9 protein-coding genes (1 of these 9 cut by a window edge) are annotated in these 19472 nt (G+C 69.0%); 6 read left to right on the top strand and 3 right to left on the bottom strand.

The features are described from left to right. Positions 1 to 10: 10 nt before the first annotated feature. A complete protein-coding gene (locus tag QRN63_RS27130; RefSeq protein ID WP_285034037.1) occupies positions 11 to 283 on the bottom strand; it encodes a ribosomal protein L7/L12 in 273 nt (90 codons plus the stop codon). A gap of 138 nt (positions 284 to 421) precedes the next feature. On the opposite strand from QRN63_RS27130, the gene QRN63_RS27125 reads away from it, so the two are divergent. Continuing rightward, a complete protein-coding gene (locus QRN63_RS27125; protein ID WP_285034036.1) occupies positions 422 to 2401 on the top strand; it encodes a DNA polymerase III subunits gamma/tau in 1980 nt (659 codons plus the stop codon). On the opposite strand, the gene QRN63_RS27120 is transcribed toward QRN63_RS27125, so the two are convergent. Both QRN63_RS27120 and QRN63_RS27115 read right to left on the bottom strand, forming a co-directional pair. After that, positions 2402 to 3706 carry a class I SAM-dependent methyltransferase gene (locus tag QRN63_RS27120; protein WP_285034035.1) on the bottom strand — a complete coding sequence of 435 codons (1305 nt, stop codon included), beginning with the start codon at positions 3704 to 3706 and terminating at the stop codon, positions 2402 to 2404. After that, positions 3703 to 5094: an FAD-binding oxidoreductase gene (locus tag QRN63_RS27115; RefSeq protein ID WP_285034033.1), complete on the bottom strand. Its 1392-nt coding sequence runs from the start codon at positions 5092 to 5094 to the stop codon at positions 3703 to 3705. The genes QRN63_RS27120 and QRN63_RS27115 overlap by 4 nt, the downstream gene beginning before the upstream one ends. A 70-nt stretch (positions 5095 to 5164) precedes the next feature. On the opposite strand from QRN63_RS27115, the gene QRN63_RS27110 reads away from it, so the two are divergent. The 5 genes from QRN63_RS27110 to QRN63_RS27090 all read left to right on the top strand — a co-directional run. Next, positions 5165 to 5602: an SRPBCC family protein gene (locus tag QRN63_RS27110; protein ID WP_020101051.1), complete on the top strand. Its 438-nt coding sequence runs from the start codon at positions 5165 to 5167 to the stop codon at positions 5600 to 5602. Positions 5603 to 5747: 145 nt separating this feature from the next. Next, on the top strand, positions 5748 to 6080 hold the full coding sequence (locus tag QRN63_RS27105; protein ID WP_267319503.1) for a YbaB/EbfC family nucleoid-associated protein: 333 nt from the start codon (positions 5748 to 5750) through the stop codon (positions 6078 to 6080). Between the two features lies 1 nt (position 6081). Next, positions 6082 to 6693: a recombination mediator RecR gene (gene recR, locus QRN63_RS27100; protein ID WP_029105128.1), complete on the top strand. Its 612-nt coding sequence runs from the start codon at positions 6082 to 6084 to the stop codon at positions 6691 to 6693. Between the two features lie 390 nt (positions 6694 to 7083). After that, positions 7084 to 7308, top strand: a complete 225-nt coding sequence (locus tag QRN63_RS27095) for an MbtH family protein (protein ID WP_020101048.1) — start codon at positions 7084 to 7086, stop codon at positions 7306 to 7308. 43 nt (positions 7309 to 7351) lie between these two features. Then, positions 7352 to 19472: the 5' end (the start) of a non-ribosomal peptide synthase/polyketide synthase gene (locus QRN63_RS27090; RefSeq protein ID WP_285034029.1), read on the top strand. The gene runs 18815 nt beyond the window's last position; 12121 of the gene's 30936 nt are visible here — the first part of the coding sequence; it begins with the start codon at positions 7352 to 7354; its stop codon lies off the right edge, out of view.

Here is a 19472-nt window from a genome sequence, read left to right as displayed (position 1 = left end):
GTGGGCCGGCTCACAGCCGGTCGACGATGTCCTTCGCCTGTTTCAGGCCCATCCCGGTCTCCTCGCGCAGACGTTTGATGGCCTGGATCTTCTGGCCGGCCCCGGCCAGTCGCAGGACTTCGGGGCTGACGCCGGGGCCCGCGGACGGTTGCGGTCTGGCCGGCGGGTTCGGGCTGCCAACGTGGCCGGCACGTTCCAAGGTCGCGACCCGGCGCTCGAGTTCGGTGATCCGGTTCAGCAGGTCGTCGTACGAGAGGTCGCCGGAGCGTCCGAACAGTGCCATGCCTGCCAGTGTGGTGGATTGGCTCGGGTCTCGCGTTGACTGCGAACTGACGCCGTATTTGTGCGAGTAGCGGTCTGCGTGGATTCGCAGTCAGCAGGCACCAGAGCACGAGTCGGACCCGCTCGGTAGCCTTCTTCCGTGGCTCTCTACCGCAAGTACCGACCGGCAAGTTTCGCTGAGGTTGTCGGGCAGGAGCATGTCACCGAGCCGCTGTGCAACGCGCTGGAATCGGGCCGGATCAACCACGCCTACCTGTTCTCGGGGCCGCGCGGCTGCGGCAAGACGTCATCGGCGCGCATCCTGGCCCGCTCGCTGAACTGTGAGCAGGGGCCGACGGCCAATCCGTGCGGTGAGTGCCATTCTTGCGTGGCGCTCGCGCCGAACGGGCCGGGCAACATCGACGTCGTCGAGCTCGACGCGGCCAGCCACGGTGGTGTCGACGACACCCGTGAACTCCGGGACCGGGCGTTCTACGCGCCGGCGCAGTCGCGCTACCGCATCTTCATCATCGACGAAGCGCACATGGTGACCAATGCCGGTTTCAACGCGCTGCTCAAGATCGTCGAGGAGCCGCCGGAGCACCTGATCTTCGTGTTCGCCACCACCGAGCCGGAGAAGGTGCTGCCGACCATCCGGTCGCGTACCCATCACTACCCGTTCCGGCTGCTGCCGCCGAAGACCATGCGCGGTCTGCTGGAGAAGATCTGCGCGCAAGAAGACGTGCAAGTCGACGACGCGGTATACCCCTTGGTCATCCGGGCGGGCGGCGGCTCGCCGCGTGACACGTTGTCGGTGCTGGACCAGCTGCTGGCCGGCGCCGAGCAGAACCGCGTCGTCTACCAGCGGGCGCTGTCGCTGCTGGGCGCCACCGACCTGGCGCTGATCGACCGAGCCGTCGACGCGCTGGCCGCCGGCGACGGTGCGGCGCTTTTCGGAGCCGTCGAGTCGGTGATCGACGCCGGGCACGACCCCCGCCGCTTCGGCACCGACCTGCTGGAGCGCTTCCGGGATCTGATTGTCCTGCAAGTGGTTCCGGATGCCGCGGCCCGCGGTGTGGTCGACGCGCCCGACGACGTCATGGAGCGCATGCGGGACCAGGCCGCACAGATCGGCACCGCGACGCTGACCCGCTACGCCGAGGTGATGCACGCCGGGCTCGGGGAGATGCGCGGCGCGACGGCGCCGCGGCTGCTGCTCGAAGTGGTGTGTGCCCGGCTGCTGCTGCCGTCGGCCAGCGACACCGAAGCCGCTCTGCTGCAACGCATCGAGCGCATCGAGACCCGGATGAACGTCTCGATCCCGGCGTCCGAGGCAGCCGTGGGTGCGGTGACCGCGCCGCGTCCGGCTCCGGTAGCGGCCCCGGCGCCGGCTGCCGAGTCGTACGCGGAGGCGCCGCCGGCTCCTGCCGCCCCGTCGTCGTCGGCGGCGGCGGGCAGTCGGCAGTTCATGCGGAGAAGTCAAGCGCCGCAGTCGGGTTCGGTCGCGGCATCCGAGGTACCACCGCCGCCCGCACCCCCGGTGCCCCGGCCCGAGCCCCGTCCGGCGCCCGAACCTGCGCCGGTTCAACGTGAAACATCACCTGAACCGGTCGCCCCGCCGGCGCCCGAGCCGGCCGCACCGGCGCCCGTGCAGCCGGCCGCGGCGACACCCGGCGAGCCCGACGCCGCTGCGGTGCGGGCCATGTGGACCACGGTGCGCGAGAAGGTCCGTGCCCGCAGCCGCTCACTGGAAGCCATGCTCATGGAGGCGACGGTCCGCGGCATCGAGGGCGACACCCTGATCCTGGCCCATCCGGCGCCGCCGTTGGCGAAGCGCCTGTCCGAGCAGCACAACGCCGACGTCATCCGCGAGGCGCTCAAGGACGCGCTCGGGGTGAACTGGCGGGTGCGCTGCGACGCGGGTGCGGCGCCCGCGGGCGCGGCGACTCCGGCTCCGGCCGCCCCGCGCCCGGCGGCCCCGACGCCCGAGCAACAGGCCGCCGTGGAGCGGGCCGAAGAAGAGGACATGCTGGCCGACGCCGCCAACGACCGGGGCACCGACGTGCCGCGGCGCGACCCGGAAGAGGTGGCGCTCGAACTGCTCAAGACCGAGCTGGGCGCCCGACCCATCGGGGAGTAGTCAGGGCGCCCACCACGGCCGCAGCGGCAGCCCGCCGTCGGCCCCGTGCTCATCGAGCTTGACGGCCAGAACCTGGTGCAGCTGAACCACATTGGTCTCGAAGCCCACGCGTGAACCGGCCATGTACATGCCCCATACCTTGGCCGTGGCCAGGCCCACCTCAGCCACCGCGTCGTCCCAGTTGCGGACCAGGTTGGCGCACCAGTCGCGCAGCGTCAGGGCGTAGTGGTGGCGCAGGTTCTCCTCGTGCAGCACCTCCAGCCCGGTGTCCTGGGCGGTGGCGATGATCCGTCCCGAGCCGGTCAGTTCCCCGTCGGGGAAGACGTAGCGGTCGATGAATCCGCCGATGTTCCCGGGACGGTTGTGTGGCCGGGTGATGCAGTGGTTGAGGAGCAGCCCGCCGGTCCGGAGCCGGTCCCGCAGGAACCGGAAGTACGCCGGGTAGTTGGCGACGCCGATGTGCTCGGTCAGGCCGATCGAGGACACCGCGTCGAAGCCGTCCTCCCGCACGTCGCGGTAGTCACCGTGCACGACGCGGGCGAGGTCGGCCAGGCCCTCATCGGCGATGGCGCGCTGCGCCCAGCCGGCCTGCTCCGCCGACAGCGTCACCCCGGTGGCCCGGACCCCGTGCCGGGCGGCGTACCGGACCATGCCACCCCAGCCGCAGCCGACGTCGAGCAGGCGGTCGCCGGGTTGCAGCCGCAGCTTGTCGAACACCAGCCGGTACTTGTTCTCCTGCGCTTCCTCCAGCGTCGCGTCCGGCCTCGGGTAGCAGGCGCAGGTGTAGGTCATCGACGGGCCGAGCACGCGCTCGTAGAACGCATTCGACACGTCATAGTGGTGGTGGATGGCCTCGGCGTCCCGGATTCTGCTGTGCCGCAGTCCTTCCGCCATCCGGCGCCATCTCGGTAGGGCCTCCTGCGGTGGCGGGGCGATGGGCAGCAGGTGCTCGATTCCGATCGACCGCACGATGTTCGCCAGCACCCGGATCGGCGGACGCTTGAAATCGACCTTGTCGGTCAGCGCCTTGAGCAGCTCGTACGGGTCGCCCGGATGGACGCCGAGTGCCGCGAGGTCACCTGCGACGTAGGCACGCGCCAGGCCGAGGTCGCCCGGTGCGGTCGCCAGGTAGGTGGTGCCGCGGGGAGTGAGCAGGTTCAGTCCCAGTTCGGCGTCTTCGGGGCCGGCCGAACTGCCGTCGTACGCCTCGAATTTCAGGGGTAGCCGACCATTCGAGAAGCTCTCCAGGACCTCGGCCAAGGTGAGCTTGCCGTCGGTCGTGCCCCGGTCGTCAGTTGTCGTCATTGCCGTTGTACCGCCTTCGCATAGAGACCTAGTAGCCGCGATTCGGGGTCGTAAACGTCTTTGACCTTCTGGTATTCCGCGCCGCCGTAGCGCCGGTCGAATTCCGCGCGCGAGTAGAACGACTCGGAGTACAGGGATTTGTGGCCGCCGCACTCATCGACCTTGTGCTCGATGAGCCGGTTCGTCTCACCGGCCACCCGTCCGGCCGGGACCGAGGACCAGAACCCGACGTTGACGTAGTTGCGGTGCGGCTGGATGGGATACAGCGGCCAGCTGGTGTCGCCGCGTAACCGCAACGGGCACAACCAGATCGGGGTGATGGGCACGTGTGTCAGGAACCAGTCGAGAAAGTCGACGACGCGCTCGACCGGCACCTCGACGTCCTGCACCACCCGCTCGCGCAACGGCTTTTCCGGGGCGAGGATGCTGCGTCGCTCGATCCGGTCGGCGATGTGGAAGCGCTGGTCCAGACCGACGAGCTTCCAGTAGACGCTGCTGCGCCGGTACCGGCGGGGCCACAGCCGCCGGATGAGCGGGCGTTGCGCGCCGAAGGCCTCGGAACACCAGAACCAGTCGGTGTCCCAGCGCCAGAGATAGTCCTGCGTGGTGAGCCTGTCGTGCCGCTCGCCGGAGTCGTGCTGGATGGAGCGGTAGAAGATGTGCCGGCCGGTGTAATCGCTGACGGGGCCGTCGGTCCCGGTCTTCATGCCCAGGCACAGGTAGCTTTCGCCGGGCCCGAACACGACGCCGTCGAGGTAGTCCACCGGCACGCCGTCGTGGCCGCCGGTGTCGAGGATGCGCTGCAGCTCGTCGACCAGGTCGGCGACCCGGTGAAAGCGTAGGTGCCGGAGTTTTACGAATGGTCGTACGGGCTCCAGCTCGATGCGCAGCCGTACCGAATAGCCCAGCGTCCCATAGGAATTCGGGAACGCATGGAAGAGGTCGGGGTGCAGGTCGCGGCTGGCGGTGACCAGTTCGCCGGCGCCGGTGAGGATGTCGAGCTCCTGCACGGACTCGTGCGGCAGGCCGTTGCGGAAGGACGTCGATTCGATACCCAGCCCGGTGACCGCGCCCCCGAGGGTGATGGTTTTTAGCTGCGGCACGACCAGGGGCGCCAGGCCGAATGGCAGCGTCGCCGCGACCAGCGTCTCGTAGGTGCACATGCCCTGCACGTCCGCGGTGCGCGACTCGGTGTCGACGGCCAGCACGCCGTCCAGCCCCGAGACGTCCAGCCCCTTGGTCTTGGTACGCGTGCGCGCCCGGAACAGGTTCGACGTCGGTTTCGCCAGCCGCACCGTCGCACCCTGCGGGATGGCGCGATAGCTGTCCAGGAGTCGCTGAACGGCCGCCTCGTGGGCGGCCGTCGCGTCGGTCGCGACAGCAGTCACACATATACGCTAGACCGAGACCGCGGTCCTCGCGACCGCACAGTGAAGCCACGAACAGGAGTTTTGCCTGATGGGACAGGTCAGTGCGTCCAGCACCGTGTTGATTCTCGCCGAGCCGGAGAAGGTGCTTGCGGCAGTCGCCGACTACCAGACGGTGCGCCCGAAGATCCTCTCGTCGAACTACAGCGGCTACCAGGTGCTCGAAGGCGGACAGGGCGCCGGCACCGTCGCCACCTGGAAGCTGCAGGCCACCAAGAAGCGCTCGCGTGAGGTCAAGGCCACGGTCGACGTCGCCGGCAAGAGCGTCATCGAGAAGGACGCCAACTCGTCGATGGTGACCACGTGGACCGTCGCCCCGGCCGGCACCGGCTCGACCGTCACCGTCAAGACCGCGTGGCAGGGCGCCGGCGGTATCGGCGGCTTCTTCGAGAAGACCTTCGCCCCGCTGGGTCTGCGCAAGATTCAGGACGAGGTGCTGGGCAACCTGAAGAAGGTCGTAGAAGGCTGAGCCTTCAATCAGGTGGTAGAAGGCTGAGCCTTCGATCAGATAGCGAAGGCTAGGCCTTTCCTTGCGGCCAGTCGGTCGCCCGACGTTCCGTCGGACGACTAGGCTGGCTTGCGAACCCGATCATCGAAAACCTGAGGGGATCGTCATGCAACCCGGTGGCCAGCCCGATATGTCTGCGCTGCTCGCTCAGGCGCAGCAGATGCAGCAGCAGCTCATGGCGGCGCAGGAGGCCCTGGCCACCTCGTCGGTGACCGGTCAGGCCGGCGGCGGTCTGGTCAAGGTCACCATGATGGGCAGCGGTGAGATCACCGCGCTCACCATCGACCCGAAGGTCGTCGACCCCGACGACATCGAGACGCTGCAGGACCTCATCGTGGGTGCCCTGGGCGACGCCTCCGAGCAGGTGACGCTGATGGCGCAGCAGCGCCTCGGCCCGCTTGCCGGCGGCATGCAGGGCACAGGCCTGCCCGGGTTCTGATGTGTTTGAAGGACCCGTACAGGATTTGATCGACGAGCTCGGCAAGCTGCCGGGTATCGGGCCGAAGAGTGCCCAGCGCATCGCGTTCCACCTGCTGTCGGTGGAGCCGCCGGACATCGACCGGCTGACCGCGGTGCTGAACCGGGTGCGTGACGGCGTCAAGTTCTGTGCGGTGTGCGGCAACGTGTCCGACGACGACCGCTGCCGCATCTGCAGCGACCCGCGCCGCGACGGCTCCTTGGTGTGTGTCGTCGAGGAGCCCAAGGACGTCCAGGCGGTGGAGCGCACCCGCGAATTCCGCGGGCGCTACCACGTACTGGGTGGCGCGCTGGATCCGCTGTCCGGCGTCGGGCCCGAGCAACTGCGAATTCGTGAGCTGCTCAACAGGATTGGGCAGCGGGTCGACGGCGTGGACATCGTCGAGGTGATCATCGCGACCGACCCCAACACCGAGGGCGAGGCCACTGCCACGTACCTGGTGCGCATGCTGCGGGACATCCCGGGGTTGACGGTGACGCGCATCGCGTCCGGCCTGCCGATGGGCGGCGACCTCGAGTTCGCCGACGAGCTGACGCTGGGCCGGGCCCTGGCCGGCCGTCGCGCCATGGTCTGACTCGCGGCTCGCCGTGGTGGTCTGATTCTCGGCTCGCCGAGGTGGCCTGATTCGCGGCTGGGCCATCGTTTAACTCTCTTTCGCCGAAACTGCATTTGGTCTGGCTGCTCCTCCCATTTTCCTGCCGGCACACCGATTCTGCGGATTTGGCTAACGAGTTGATAAGGCCCGCGCGGTGCGTGTACTGGGAAGTCCGTACTGCTATCGGCATCGGGCAAAGAATCGCGCCAAAGTTGTTGATTCCTTGGGGATTTCGCGCAGATCGCGCGCGGTGAGCCATTGGCAAACACGAGTGTGGGAACACAGTGCGGGCATGTAGCATTCGCGCACGGGGCAACCGGGGATCGGAAGACCCAATTATCTTGAGCGTCAATTCTTTTGGGGAGCACCATGAGCACCAACCCGTTCGATGACGACAATGGCACCTTTTTCGTGTTGGTCAACGACGAGGAGCAGCACAGCCTGTGGCCCACGTTCGCGGACGTCCCTGAGGGTTGGCGAGTGGTGCACGGCGAAGCCGACCGTGCCTCGTGCCTGGAGTACATCGAGCGGGAATGGACGGACATCCGGCCCAAGAGCTTGCGTGACCGGCTGTCGGTTGGTCAGCGACTCTGAGCCTTCGCTAGTTCAGGGGTAATTCGGCATTTCAGTGTTTGGGATGGATCTCGGCGATTCGTCGTTGCCCGTCACGCGTGGGCAGTTGGACATCTGGCTCGCGCAGGAAACCGGTCAATCGGCTGCGGAGTGGCAACTCGGTATCTTCGTAAAAATTGACGGACCAGTTGATTTCGAGATCTTCGAGCAGTCGATCCGCCACGTCGTCGGCGAAGCCGATCCGGTGCGGGCGACGTTCTCGGAGTCCGGCGGTCAGGTACGCCAGCGGCTGCTCGATGTCGCCGATTTCGAGGTGGCCTTTCACGATCTGGCCCATGCCGGCCAGCCGATGGCCGAGGCGCGCGCGATGGCCTCGGCGGTGCAGCGCACGCCCATGCCGCTCGACGGCCCACTGCTGCGGTTCGCCTACTTCCGGGCCGGCACCGACGAGTCCTACTTCTTCGCCTGCTGCCACCACATCGTCGCCGACGGCATCGGACTGGCGCTGGTGCTGCAGCGCATCGCTGCGGTCTACTCGGAATCCGTTGCCGGCAAGACGATTCAGCCGTCTTACTTCAGTTCGCTGCGGGATCTGCTGGACTCCGAAGAAGCGTATGAAGCCTCCCCGGACTACGCCGAGGACGAGGCCTACTGGACGGCGAACCTGCCGGCACCGACGACGCGTGAGCTGTCGCCGGATGACGCTCCGGGTACCGACGACGGCTCGTCGGAGCCGATCCAGCTCGCCCCCGCGCTGCTGGCACAGGTCGAGCGACTGTGTGAGGCCTGGGACGTGCGCCGGTCCACGGTGCTCATCGCCGCGTGCGCACTGGTCCTGCGTGGGCGGGCGGCGGAGGGCCACGAAGTGGTGCTCGACCTGCCGGTGACCCGGCGCGTGCTGCAGGTCTCGAAGACGTTGCCCGGCATGGTCGCCGGGGTGGTGCCGCTGGTGTTGCAGGTTTCGCCCGATGCCACGGTCGCCGAATTCTGTGCGCACGTGCACACCCGCACCCGAGAAGCGGTGCGGCATCAGCGATTTCCCGTGCAGGCCCTGGAGCGCAAGATCCACGGCCCGGGTGGGGACCGGATCGTGGTGGACTTCCTGCCGTCAGGGTTCACCGTGCCGCTGGGTGCGGCCACCGCGGCGGCGCAGCTGATCTCCGGTCTCGGACGTGGCTCCGGGCTGGCGTTCTCGGGTACGGGCGACGAGCTGTCCGTCACGACGTTCGGCACCCGGCAGCTCGACGTCGTGGAGCTGGCCGACCAGCTGGACCGCGTGCTCGCCGCCATGACAGCAGATCCGGCGCAGCGCCTGTCGGCATTGCCGGTGCTCGGCGCACCTGCTGAGGACCGGCTGGCGGAACTCGGAAACTGGACGACGCTCGCCGCCGAAACGGCCCCGCCGCTGTCGATCCCGGCGCTGTTCGCCGCTCAGGTGGCTCGCGTGCCGGAGGCCGTGGCGCTCAGCGGTGACGGACGGCCGTTGACGTACCGCGAGCTGGACCGCGCGTCGAACGGGATGGCTCAGCGTCTCGCCGACCGCGGCGCGGGTCCGGGGCGGCGCGTCGCGGTGATGCTGCCGCGGTCCGCCGAGGCGATCGTGACGATCCTGGGCGTGCTCAAGACCGGTGCGGCCTATCTGCCGATCGACCCGGCACTGCCGGCGTCCCGAATCGCCTTCATGCTGGACGATTCCGCACCGTTCGCGGTCGTCACCACCACGGCGCTGGCCGACCGGTTCGATGGTTTCGACGGCGTGGTCATCGATGTGCGGGAGCCGTTCGACGGGCCCGACGACTGGCCGGCCGCGGCCGGGCCGGAGCCCGACGATGTCGCCTACGTCATCTACACCTCGGGCACGACCGGAACGCCGAAAGGCGTTGCGATCGCCCACCAGAACCTGACGCAACTGATCGCGTCGCAGGATGCCGGCCTGCCGTCCGAACAGGCGTGGTCGCATTGGCATTCGTACGCCTTCGATTTCTCGGTGTGGGAGATCTTCTCCGCGCTGCTGCGCGGCGGTCGGCTGGTGGTGGTGCCCGAGTCGGTGTCCGCTGATCCGGTCGAGTTCCATGACTTCCTGATCGCGGAGAAGGTCACCGTCCTCACCCAAACCCCCTCTGCCATCGGGATGCTGGACATGGCGGGCCTGGAGTCGTGCGCGCTGGTGATGGGCGGCGAGGCATGCCCGGCCGAGGTCGTGGACCAGTGGGCGCCCGAACGTGTGATGGTCAATGGCTACGGCCCGACAGAGACCACGATCTACGCGGCGATCAGCGCACCGCTGACGGCCGGCGACGGCGCGGCGCCGATCGGCGCGCCGCCGAGCGGCACGGCATTGTTCGTGCTGGACGGCTGGATGCGGCCGGTGCCGCCCGGCGTGATCGGCGAACTGTATGTGGCCGGCGCCGGTGTGGGTGTCGGGTATCTGCACCGGACCGCACTGACCGGATCACGTTTCGTGCCATGCCCGTTCGGCAAGCCGGGCGAGCGGATGTACCGCACCGGGGACCTGGTGTACTGGGGCGACGACGGGCAACTGCGGTATGTCGGTCGTGCCGACGCCCAGGTCAAGATTCGCGGCTACCGCGTCGAATTGGGCGAAGTCCAAACAGCTTTGGCCGCCATCGACGGCGTCGTGCAGGCAGCCGTGATCGTCCGGGAGGATCGCCCAGGCGACAAGCGCCTCGTCGGCTACGTCACCGGCGCCGTCGATCCGGTCGAGGTGCGGGCCGCGCTCGCCGAGCGCCTGCCGGCATACCTGGTCCCGGCCGCGGTGGTGGCACTGACCGAACTGCCGCTGACCACCAGCGGCAAGCTCGACACCCGCAGCCTGCCTGCACCGGAGTACACGGGCGACGACTACCGGGCGCCGGACAGCCCTGTCGAGGAGATCCTGGCGGCCATCTATGCCGAGATCCTCGGCCTGGAGCCGGCGGCCGTCAGCGTCGACGACTCGTTCTTCGAATTGGGCGGCGACAGCATTCTCGCGATGCAGGTGGCGGCGCGCGCCCGCGCCGCCGGCCTGGCGTGCCGTCCGCGTGACGTGTTCGTCGAACAGACGGTGGCGCGCCTGGCGCAAACGGTGACCGTGACCGACGACGCGGACGACGTCGTCGACGAGGGCATCGGATCGGTGCCGGCCACCCCGATCATCCGGTGGTTCGCCGGCATCGACGGGCCGGTAGACGAGTTCAACCAGACCCTGGTGCTGCAGGCGCCGCACGGCGCCACCGTGGCCGACGCGGTGATGTTGTTGCAGGCCTTGATGAATCGGCACGCCATGCTGCGGCTGCGGGTCGGTGCCGACGGGGATTTGGTGGTACCCGAGGCCGATTCGGTCGATGCCCGCGACTGCGTCGTTGAGGTCGGCGAGCTGTCGGAAGCCGCAGTCGCGGCGGCGCGGCGACGGCTGAACCCGGGCGCCGGGGCCATGGTCAGCGCCGTGTGGGTCGGACCCAGCCGGCAGCTGGTCCTGATCGTCCATCACCTCGCGGTTGACGGGGTGTCATGGCGAATCCTGTTGGAAGACCTGAACATTGCGTGGGCGCAGCATCGGGCCGGCCAGCCTGTGGAGCTGACGACGACCGGTACATCGTTCCGGCAGTGGGCCACGCTGCTCACCGAGTATGCGCACCATCCGGACGTCCGGGCGCAGGCGGCGGCCTGGCAACAGGTGGCCGCGGTGCCCGCGGCGCTGCCGGCCGCGGACCCGGATGTGGACACCTACGCCACTGCCGGCCGGCTGTCGGTGACGCTCGACGTCGAGCACACCCGGGCCCTCCTCGGCGAAGTTCCGGCGGCATTTCACGCCGGCGTGCAGGACATCCTGCTGATCGGGTTCGCCCTGGCGGTCACGGAATTCCTCGGCACCGGTGGCACTCCCGTCGGCATCGACGTCGAAAGCCACGGGCGCGACGAGGACATCGCCGACGAGGTCGACCTGTCGCGGGCCGTCGGCTGGTTCACCGCCAAGTACCCGGTCTCGCTGGCGATGCGTGAGCTGTCCTGGGCGCAGATCGCCTCGGGCGATGAGGCGCTCGGTGCGGCCGTCAAGGCGGCCAAGGAACAGCTGCGCGCACAGCCCGCGGGCCTGACCTACGGGCTGCTGCGTTACCTCGACGATGCCATCGTGCTGGACGGCGCGGAGCCGAGTATCGGTTTCAACTACCTTGGGCGTTTGGGTTTTCCGCAGATCGCCGGCGTCGAAGAGCTGTGGCGGCTGGGCCGCGAAGAGCTGTCCCTGGCCGGCGCCGCGGCCCCGCTGCCGTTGTTCCACACCGTGGAACTCAACGCCGGCACCGTCGACACCGACGCCGGACCGCAACTGCAGGCCGACTGGACCTGGGCGACATCGGTTCTCGACAGCGCCCAGCTGAACCGGTTGAGCCGGTTGTGGTTCGAGGCCCTGGCCGGGATCTGCGCACACGTCCGGGCCGGTGGCGGCGGCCTGACGCCGTCGGACATCGCGCCGGCTCAGTTGAGTCAGCGCCAGATCGACCAGTTGCAGCAGCAATACCGGGTCGCCGACATCCTGCCGCTGACGCCGTTGCAGCAGGGTCTGCTGTTCCACAGCAGCACCGCCCACGAGCGGGCCGACGTCGCGGCCGAAATGTACTCGGTGCAACTGGATTTCACGCTGACCGGCCCGCTGGACCCGCAGCGACTCCGCGACGCTGTGCAACGCACCGTCAGCCGGCATCCGCACCTCGCGGCCACGTTCTGCCAGCAGTTCGACGAACCGGTGCAGGTGATCCTGGCCGAACCGGAAATCGCCTGGAGCTTCCTCGATTTCGGCGCGACCGGCGTACTCGACGAAGACGAGATTCAGCGGCTGTGCGCCGCCGAACGCATCGCGGTCGGCGATCTCGCCGGTGAGCCGCCGTTCCGGGCCCTGCTGATCCGCATCGCCGAGGACCGGCACCGTTTTGTGCTGACCAATCACCACATCGTGCTCGACGGCTGGTCGCTGCCGATCCTGCTGCGCGAGATCTTCGCCGGCTATGCCGGGCACCGCCTGCCGCCCGCGGCGTCGTACCGCAAGTTCATCACCTGGCTCGCCGACCGTGATCTCGACGCGGCGCGCGCCGCGTGGAGTGAGGTGCTCGCGGGCTTCGGCACGCCGACGCTCGTGGGCCCGCAGGACCGGCTCCAGGACCGGTTGGGCCGGGGACAACGGGGCTTTGCGTCGTTCCAGGTTTCGGCCGACACCACCCGTGCCCTGTCAGAACTGGCCCGCTCCTGCCAGACCACTGTCAGCACCGTGCTGCAGGGCGCGTGGGCCGTGCTGCTGACGTCCTTGACCGGCAGGCATGACGTGGCGTTCGGGACGGCCCGGTCCCGCCTCGGCCAGCTCGACGTGGGCGACACCGAATCGATGGTCGGCCTGCTGATCAACACCGTGCCGGTCCGCGCCAACCTGACCGCGGGAACCACCGTCACCGGCCTCCTCGACCAGCTGCAGACCGCACACAACGACACCCTCGATCATCAGCACCTGGCGCTGGGCGAGATTCACCGCGTCGCCGGCCACGACCAACTGTTCGACACGCTGTTCGTGTACGAGAACTATCCGGTCGAGGCCGGCATGTCCGTCGGCGGTGAAGACGGTGCCGAGCTCACGATCTCGTCGTTCGCGAACCGCGAGTTCAACCACTACCCGCTGACAGTCGAGGCGTTCCCCGGCGATGAGCTCGGGCTGCACATCGAATACGACAACGAGGTCTTCACCGAAGCCGGCATCGCGTCCCTGATCGGCAGGCTGAGCCGGCTGTTGGTGGCGATGACCGACGACCCCACACGGAAACTGTTGTCCATCAACCTGCTCGACGCGGCCGAGCAGGACGAGTTGCGGCGCTGGTCGGGTGCCGGAGTGCAGGCGCCGATCGGACTCGGGCCCGAGTTGTTGGCCGCGGCCGTCGCGGTCGATCCGGCTGCCGTCGCCGTCATCGACGGGGCGCGCAGTCTGACGTATCGCGAACTCGACGAAGCCTCGAACCGGTTGGCGCGCATGCTGATCGAGAACGGGGTGGGCCCCGAACGCGCCGTGGGTGTCGCGATGGACCGGTGCGCCGAACTGGTGGTGGCCTGGTGGGCCGTGCTCAAGGCCGGCGGCGTGTATGTGCCGGTGGACCGCACCCATCCCGTCGAACGTATTGCCACGGTGCTGGATTCGGTCGCCGCTACGTGCGTGCTGGCCCGGGACACCGACCAGATGGGTGGCGCAGGTTCGCGGCCGGTGCTGCGGGCCGACATCGACCTGTCCGGCTACCGCGCCGAACCGATCGCCGACGCCGAGCGCTCGGCGCCACTGGTGGTCGACAACACCGCCTACGTCATCTTCACGTCGGGCTCGACGGGGGAGCCCAAGGGCGTGGCGGTCAGTCATGCCGGCCTGCTGGGCGCCGCTGCCGCACAACGTGACTCGTACGGCCTGACTGCCGACGCGCGGGTGCTGATGGTCGCCGCCCCGACCTTCGACGCGTCGCTGTTCGAGATGCTGATGGCGACCGGCGCGGCGGCCGCGCTGGTGGTGGCACCGCGGGACGTGTACGCCGGCGAGGCGCTCGTCGACCTGATGCACCAGCACGGGGTCAGCGCGACGCTGCTGACCCCGACCGTGGTGGCGTCACTGGATCGGGCGCGGCTCGACGGGCTGACCACTCTGATCACCGGCGGTGAGGCGTGCCCCGAGGAGCTGGTGCAGGCCTGGGCGCCCGGGCGCCGCATGTTCAACGCCTACGGGCCCAGCGAATCCACCATCTGGGCCACCGGCACCCCGTTGACGCCGGGGCGGCCGGTGAACATCGGGACGCCCATCGCGGGCACCCGGACGCTGGTACTCGATGCTCAGCTCAACCCCGTGCCACTGGGCGTGACGGGCGAGCTGTATCTGGCCGGCCCCGCAGTGGCGCTCGGTTACGTGGGCCGGCCCACGCTGAGCGCCGAGCGGTTCGTCGCCAATCCGCATGGTGGGCAGGGTGATTCCGGCAGCCGTATGTACCGGACCGGTGACCTGGCGCGCTGGAACGCCGACGGCACGCTGGACTACCTCGGCCGGGCCGACACCCAGATCAAGCTGCGCGGCCAGCGCATCGAGCTGGGCGAGATCGAGAGCGCGCTGCTGGCCTGCCCGCAGGTCAGCCAGGCCGCCGCCACCGTGCACCACGGCACCGGTGGTGCCCAACTGGTCGGCTACATCACGTTCGAGCACGCCACCGATGGCACCCGCGACACCGAACATGACGCGGAGATCGTCGGCGAGTGGCAGGACATCTACGACGAGTTGTACGCCGCCGCCGATGCGGAAGGTGAAGCGCCCGAGTTCGGTTCGGACTTCCGGGGCTGGAACAGCAGTTACACCGGCGAGCCGATTCCGCTCGCGGAGATGGAGCAGTGGCGGGCTGCCACGATCGACCGCATCATGGCGCTGCGCCCACGGCGGGTCCTGGAGATCGGTGCCGGGTCCGGCCTGATCCTGTCCCAGATCGCACCGCAGTGCGAGCAGTACGTCGCGACCGACGTGTCATCGGCGGCGGTCGACAAGCTGGCAGATTCGTTGCGGGAGTTGCGGATTCCGTGGCGGGACCGCGTCGAGTTCATGGCGCGGGCGGCGCACGTCACCGACGGACTGCCCCGTGGCCACTTCGACACCATCATCGTGAACTCGGTGGTCCAGTACTTCCCCAACGCGGCGTACCTGACCGAGGTCATCGACAAAGCGGTCGAGCTGCTGGCGCCCGGCGGCACCCTGTTCCTCGGCGACATCCGCAACCACAGCCTGCAGAACACTTTCCAGACCGCCATCGTGCTGGCCCGCAGTGCGGACGCCGGTACCGACGCCGCGGTTCTCCGGCAGCGCGTCGAGCATGCCGTACTCGGCGAGGCCGAGTTGCTGCTGGCACCCGAGTACTTCACGACCTGGGCCGCACGGCGGGAATCGGCTGTCGGACTGGCCATTCGGATCAAGCGCGGTACCGCGGACAACGAACTGAACCGGTACCGGTACGACGTCACCATCCACAAGGCGCCCGCGGCCGTCCGGTCGGTGGCCGACATCCCGTCCTGGACGTGGGACGACTGCGCCGACCTGGCCGGGCTGCAGCGCCGGCTGGCCGACCTGCGGCCGGCGACGATCCGTATCACCGACATTCCCCGCACGGGAGTGCGGATCGACGTCCGGCTGGAGCAGGAACTCGCCGGGATCCCCGTGGACACCGAAACCCCGGAGACCACAACGGAAGAACTGCACCGCGTCGGTGAAGACGCGGGATACCAGGTCGCCGTGACTTGGGGTGCGGCACCCGGCAGTGTCGACGCCGTCTTCGTCAGCCCAGGTGAAGCCGGTGCGGCGGAGGTACCGCTGACTGACCTGTACCGGCCGGTCGCGCACACCGGCAGCCACGCCAACGAACCGCACAGCAGCACGAAGATCAGCGCGGTCCGGAACCGGCTGAGTGCGTGGCTGCCCGACTACATGGTGCCGCAGCACATCGTGGTGCTCGACGAGATGCCGCTGACCACGTCGGGCAAGCTCGACCGTAAGGCGCTGCCGGCACCCGAGTACACCGATACCGACGGCTACCGGGCCCCGGCCGGCGTGGTGGAAGAGATCCTTGCGGACATCTACGCCCAGGTGCTGGGTGTGCAGCGCGTCGGTGTGGACGATTCGTTCTTCGACCTGGGCGGCGACTCGCTGTCGGCGATGCGGCTGATCGGCGCCGTCAATTCGAGTCTCGCCGTGGACCTTTCGGTGCGTGCGCTCTTCGAGGCGCCCACTGTGGCGCAGTTGGCCCCGCGAATCGGCGGCGACGCGACGCGCCTGGCCCCGTTGGCGGCGGGAGAGCGGCCCGAGGTACTGCCCTTGTCCTTCGCTCAGAACCGGTTGTGGTTCTTCGACCAGTTGCAGGGGCCGTCGGCCATCTACAACCTGGCCGTGGCGCTGCGGCTGCGCGGCCGCCTCGACATCGACGCCCTGGGCCGGGCGCTGGCCGATGTGGTGGCCCGGCACGAGAGTCTGCGGACCTTGTTCGTGGCGCCCGAGGGCTCCCCCCGGCAGGTGATCATTCCCGCCGACCGGGCCGACATCGGGTGGGAGACCATCGATGCCGCCGGCTGGCCCGCACATCGGGTCGATGATGCCGTGGGTGCGGCTGCCCGGCACACGTTCGACCTGTCGACGCAGATTCCGTTCCACGCCAAGCTGTTCCGCGTCACCGATGACAACCACATCCTGGTCGTGGTGGTACACCACATCGCGGCCGACGGCTCTTCCGTCGCCCCGCTGGTGCGTGACCTCGGACTGGCCTACGCCAGCCGATGCGCGGGACGGGCTCCCGACTGGTCGCCGCTGCCGGTGCAGTACGTCGACTACACGCTGTGGCAGCGTGCGCAATTCGGCGAACTCGACGACGCCGACGGGCCCATCGCCGCACAGCTCGACTTCTGGCAGGACACGCTGGCCGGACTGCCGGAGCGCCTCGACCTGCCCACCGACCGGCCGTATCCGCCGACAGCCGACCATCACGGCGCCCGGGTGACCGTGCAGTGGCCGGTCGCCCTGCAGCAGCAGATCCGCCGTGTTGCCCGTGAGCACAACGCGACCAGCTTCATGGTGATCCAGGCGGCGTTCGCCGCGCTGCTGGCGCGCATCAGCTCGACTTCCGATGTGGCGGTGGGCTTTCCGATCGCGGGCCGGCGCGATGCCGCACTCGACGATCTGGTGGGCTTCTTCGTCAACACGCTGGTGCTGCGCGTCGATCTCGGCGAGTTCCCCGGCGCCGATCCCACGTTCATCGACCTCCTGGCGCAGGTCCGCCGGCGGAGCCTGGCGGCGTACGAGCACCAGGACGTGCCTTTCGAGATGCTCGTCGAGCGGCTGAATCCCACCCGCAGCCTCACCCACCATCCGGTGGTCCAGGTGCTGCTGGGCTGGCAGAACTTCTCCTGGCAGGCCGGTGATGCGGCGGGGCTGGCCCTGGGCGACCTGCAGGTGACCCCGCTGACGGTCGATACCCGGACTGCCCGCATGGATCTGGCGTTCTCGCTCGGTGAGCGCTGGGACGGTGACGGTGAGCCCGACGGACTCGACGTCATGGTGGAGTTCCGCACGGACATCTTCGACGCGGAGAGCATCCAGGCGCTCGTCGGCCGGTTCGAGCGAATGGTGTTGGCGTTCAGCGCCGATCCGGAGCAGCGGTTGTCGTCGGTGGATCTGCTCGACGAGGTCGAGCAGGCCAGGCTGGACCGCTGGGGCAACCGGGCCGTGCTCGGCCGGCCGTCAGCGGCGACGACGGTGCCCGAGGTGTTCGCCGCCCAGGTCGCCCGCACCCCGGACGCGGTGGCGGTGGTCTGCGGCGAGCGGTCCCTGACGTACCGGGAACTCGACGAGGCGTCGAACCGGCTGGCGAACCTGCTGACCGAGCAGGGTGCCGGACCGGGACAGATTGTCGCCCTGCTGTTCTCACGCTCGGCCGAAGCGATCGTGGCGATCCTCGCGGTGCAGAAGTCGGGTGCGGCATACCTGCCGTTCGACCCCGCACTGCCGGCGGCGCGCATCGAGTTCATGCTCGGCGACGCCGCACCGATCGCCGTCGTCACCACCGCGGGACTGGCCGACCGGTTCGACGGATTCGGCGGCCCGGTCATCGACGTGGCCGATCCACGGTTGGCGGCGCAGCCCCACACTGCGCCGCGGGGACCGGCGCCTGACGACGTTGCGCACCTGATCTACACCTCGGGCACAACCGGGACGCCCAAAGGCGTTGCCGTCACGCAGTACAACGTCGTCCAGCTGTTCCAGGGCCTGGAGCTCGGCATCGAACTCTCCCCTGAGCAGGTGTGGACGCAGTTCCACTCCTACGCCTTCGACTTCTCGGTATGGGAGATCTGGGGCGCGCTGCTGCACGGCGGCCGCCTGGTGGTGGTCCCCGACGCGGTGGCCCGCTCGGCCGACGATTTCCACGACCTGCTGGTGCGTGAGCGTGTCACCGTGCTCACCCAAACCCCTTCGGCCGCAGCGGTGTTGTCGACTGAGGGCCTGGACGCGGCCGCGCTGATCATCGGCGCCGAGGCGTGCCCGCCCGAGATGGTCGATCGCTGGGCACCCGGCCGGACGATGGTCAACGTCTACGGCCCGACCGAGACAACCATGTGGCTGTGCAAGAGCCTGCCGCTCACCGCGGGCTCGGGGTCGCCGCCGATCGGCTCGCCCACCGCGGGCGCAGCGTTCTTCGTTCTCGACGAGTCGCTGCGGCCCGTGCCGCCGGGCGTGGTCGGCGAGTTGTACCTGGCCGGCCGCGGCGTCGGTATCGGCTATTGGCGCCGTTCCGGCCTGACGGCAACACGTTTCATGGCCTGCCCGTTCGGCGAGCCGGGCACTCGCATGTACCGCACCGGCGACCTGGTGTCGTGGCGCCCTGACGGGCAGCTGGACTACTTCGGGCGCGCCGACGAGCAGGTCAAGGTGCGCGGCTACCGCATCGAACTGGGCGATGTCCGTTCGGCACTGACCGAGCTGCCGGGCGTGGAACACGCGGCGGTGATCGCACGTGAAGACCGCCCCGGCGACAAGCGACTGGTCGGCTACATCGTCGGTCCGGCGGACCCGGCCGAGGCGCGCACCGCGCTGGCACACCGGCTGCCGGGCTACATGGTTCCGGCTGCCGTCATCGCGGTGCCGGCGCTGCCGGTCACCGTCAACGGCAAGCTGGACACGCGGGCGCTGCCGGCGCCGGACTACCAGGACACCGCGCGTTACCGGGCGCCGTCGGGACCGGTCGAGGAAGCCCTGACGGCCATCTACGCCGAGCTTCTCGGTGTCGAGCGCGTCGGCGTGGACGATTCGTTCTTCGACCTCGGCGGAGATTCGTTGTCCACCATGCGGCTGATCGCCGGCATCAACGCGGCGCTTGATGTCGAGCTGCCGGTGCGCACGGTCTTCGAGGCGCCCACCGTGGCTCAGCTCGCGGCGCGGATCGGGGACGGCGCGACGCGGCGCGCGCCGCTGGTGGCTGTCGAGCGACCCGAGACGATCCCGCTGTCGTTCGCCCAGAACCGGTTGTGGTTCGTCGACCAATTGCAAGGTGCGTCAGCGCTTTACAACATGCCGGTGCTGCTGCGGCTGCAGGGCCGGCTCGATGCCGAGGCGCTGCGTGCGGCGCTGGCCGACGTGGTCGGCCGGCACG

It is taken from the genome of Mycolicibacterium sp. lyk4-40-TYG-92 (genome assembly GCF_030209435.1).
In the GTDB taxonomy this organism is placed as follows: Bacteria; Actinomycetota; Actinomycetes; order Mycobacteriales; family Mycobacteriaceae; genus Mycobacterium.
Note: the sequence above shows the minus strand (reverse complement) of the source record. Positions and strands in the feature narration are given on the sequence as shown.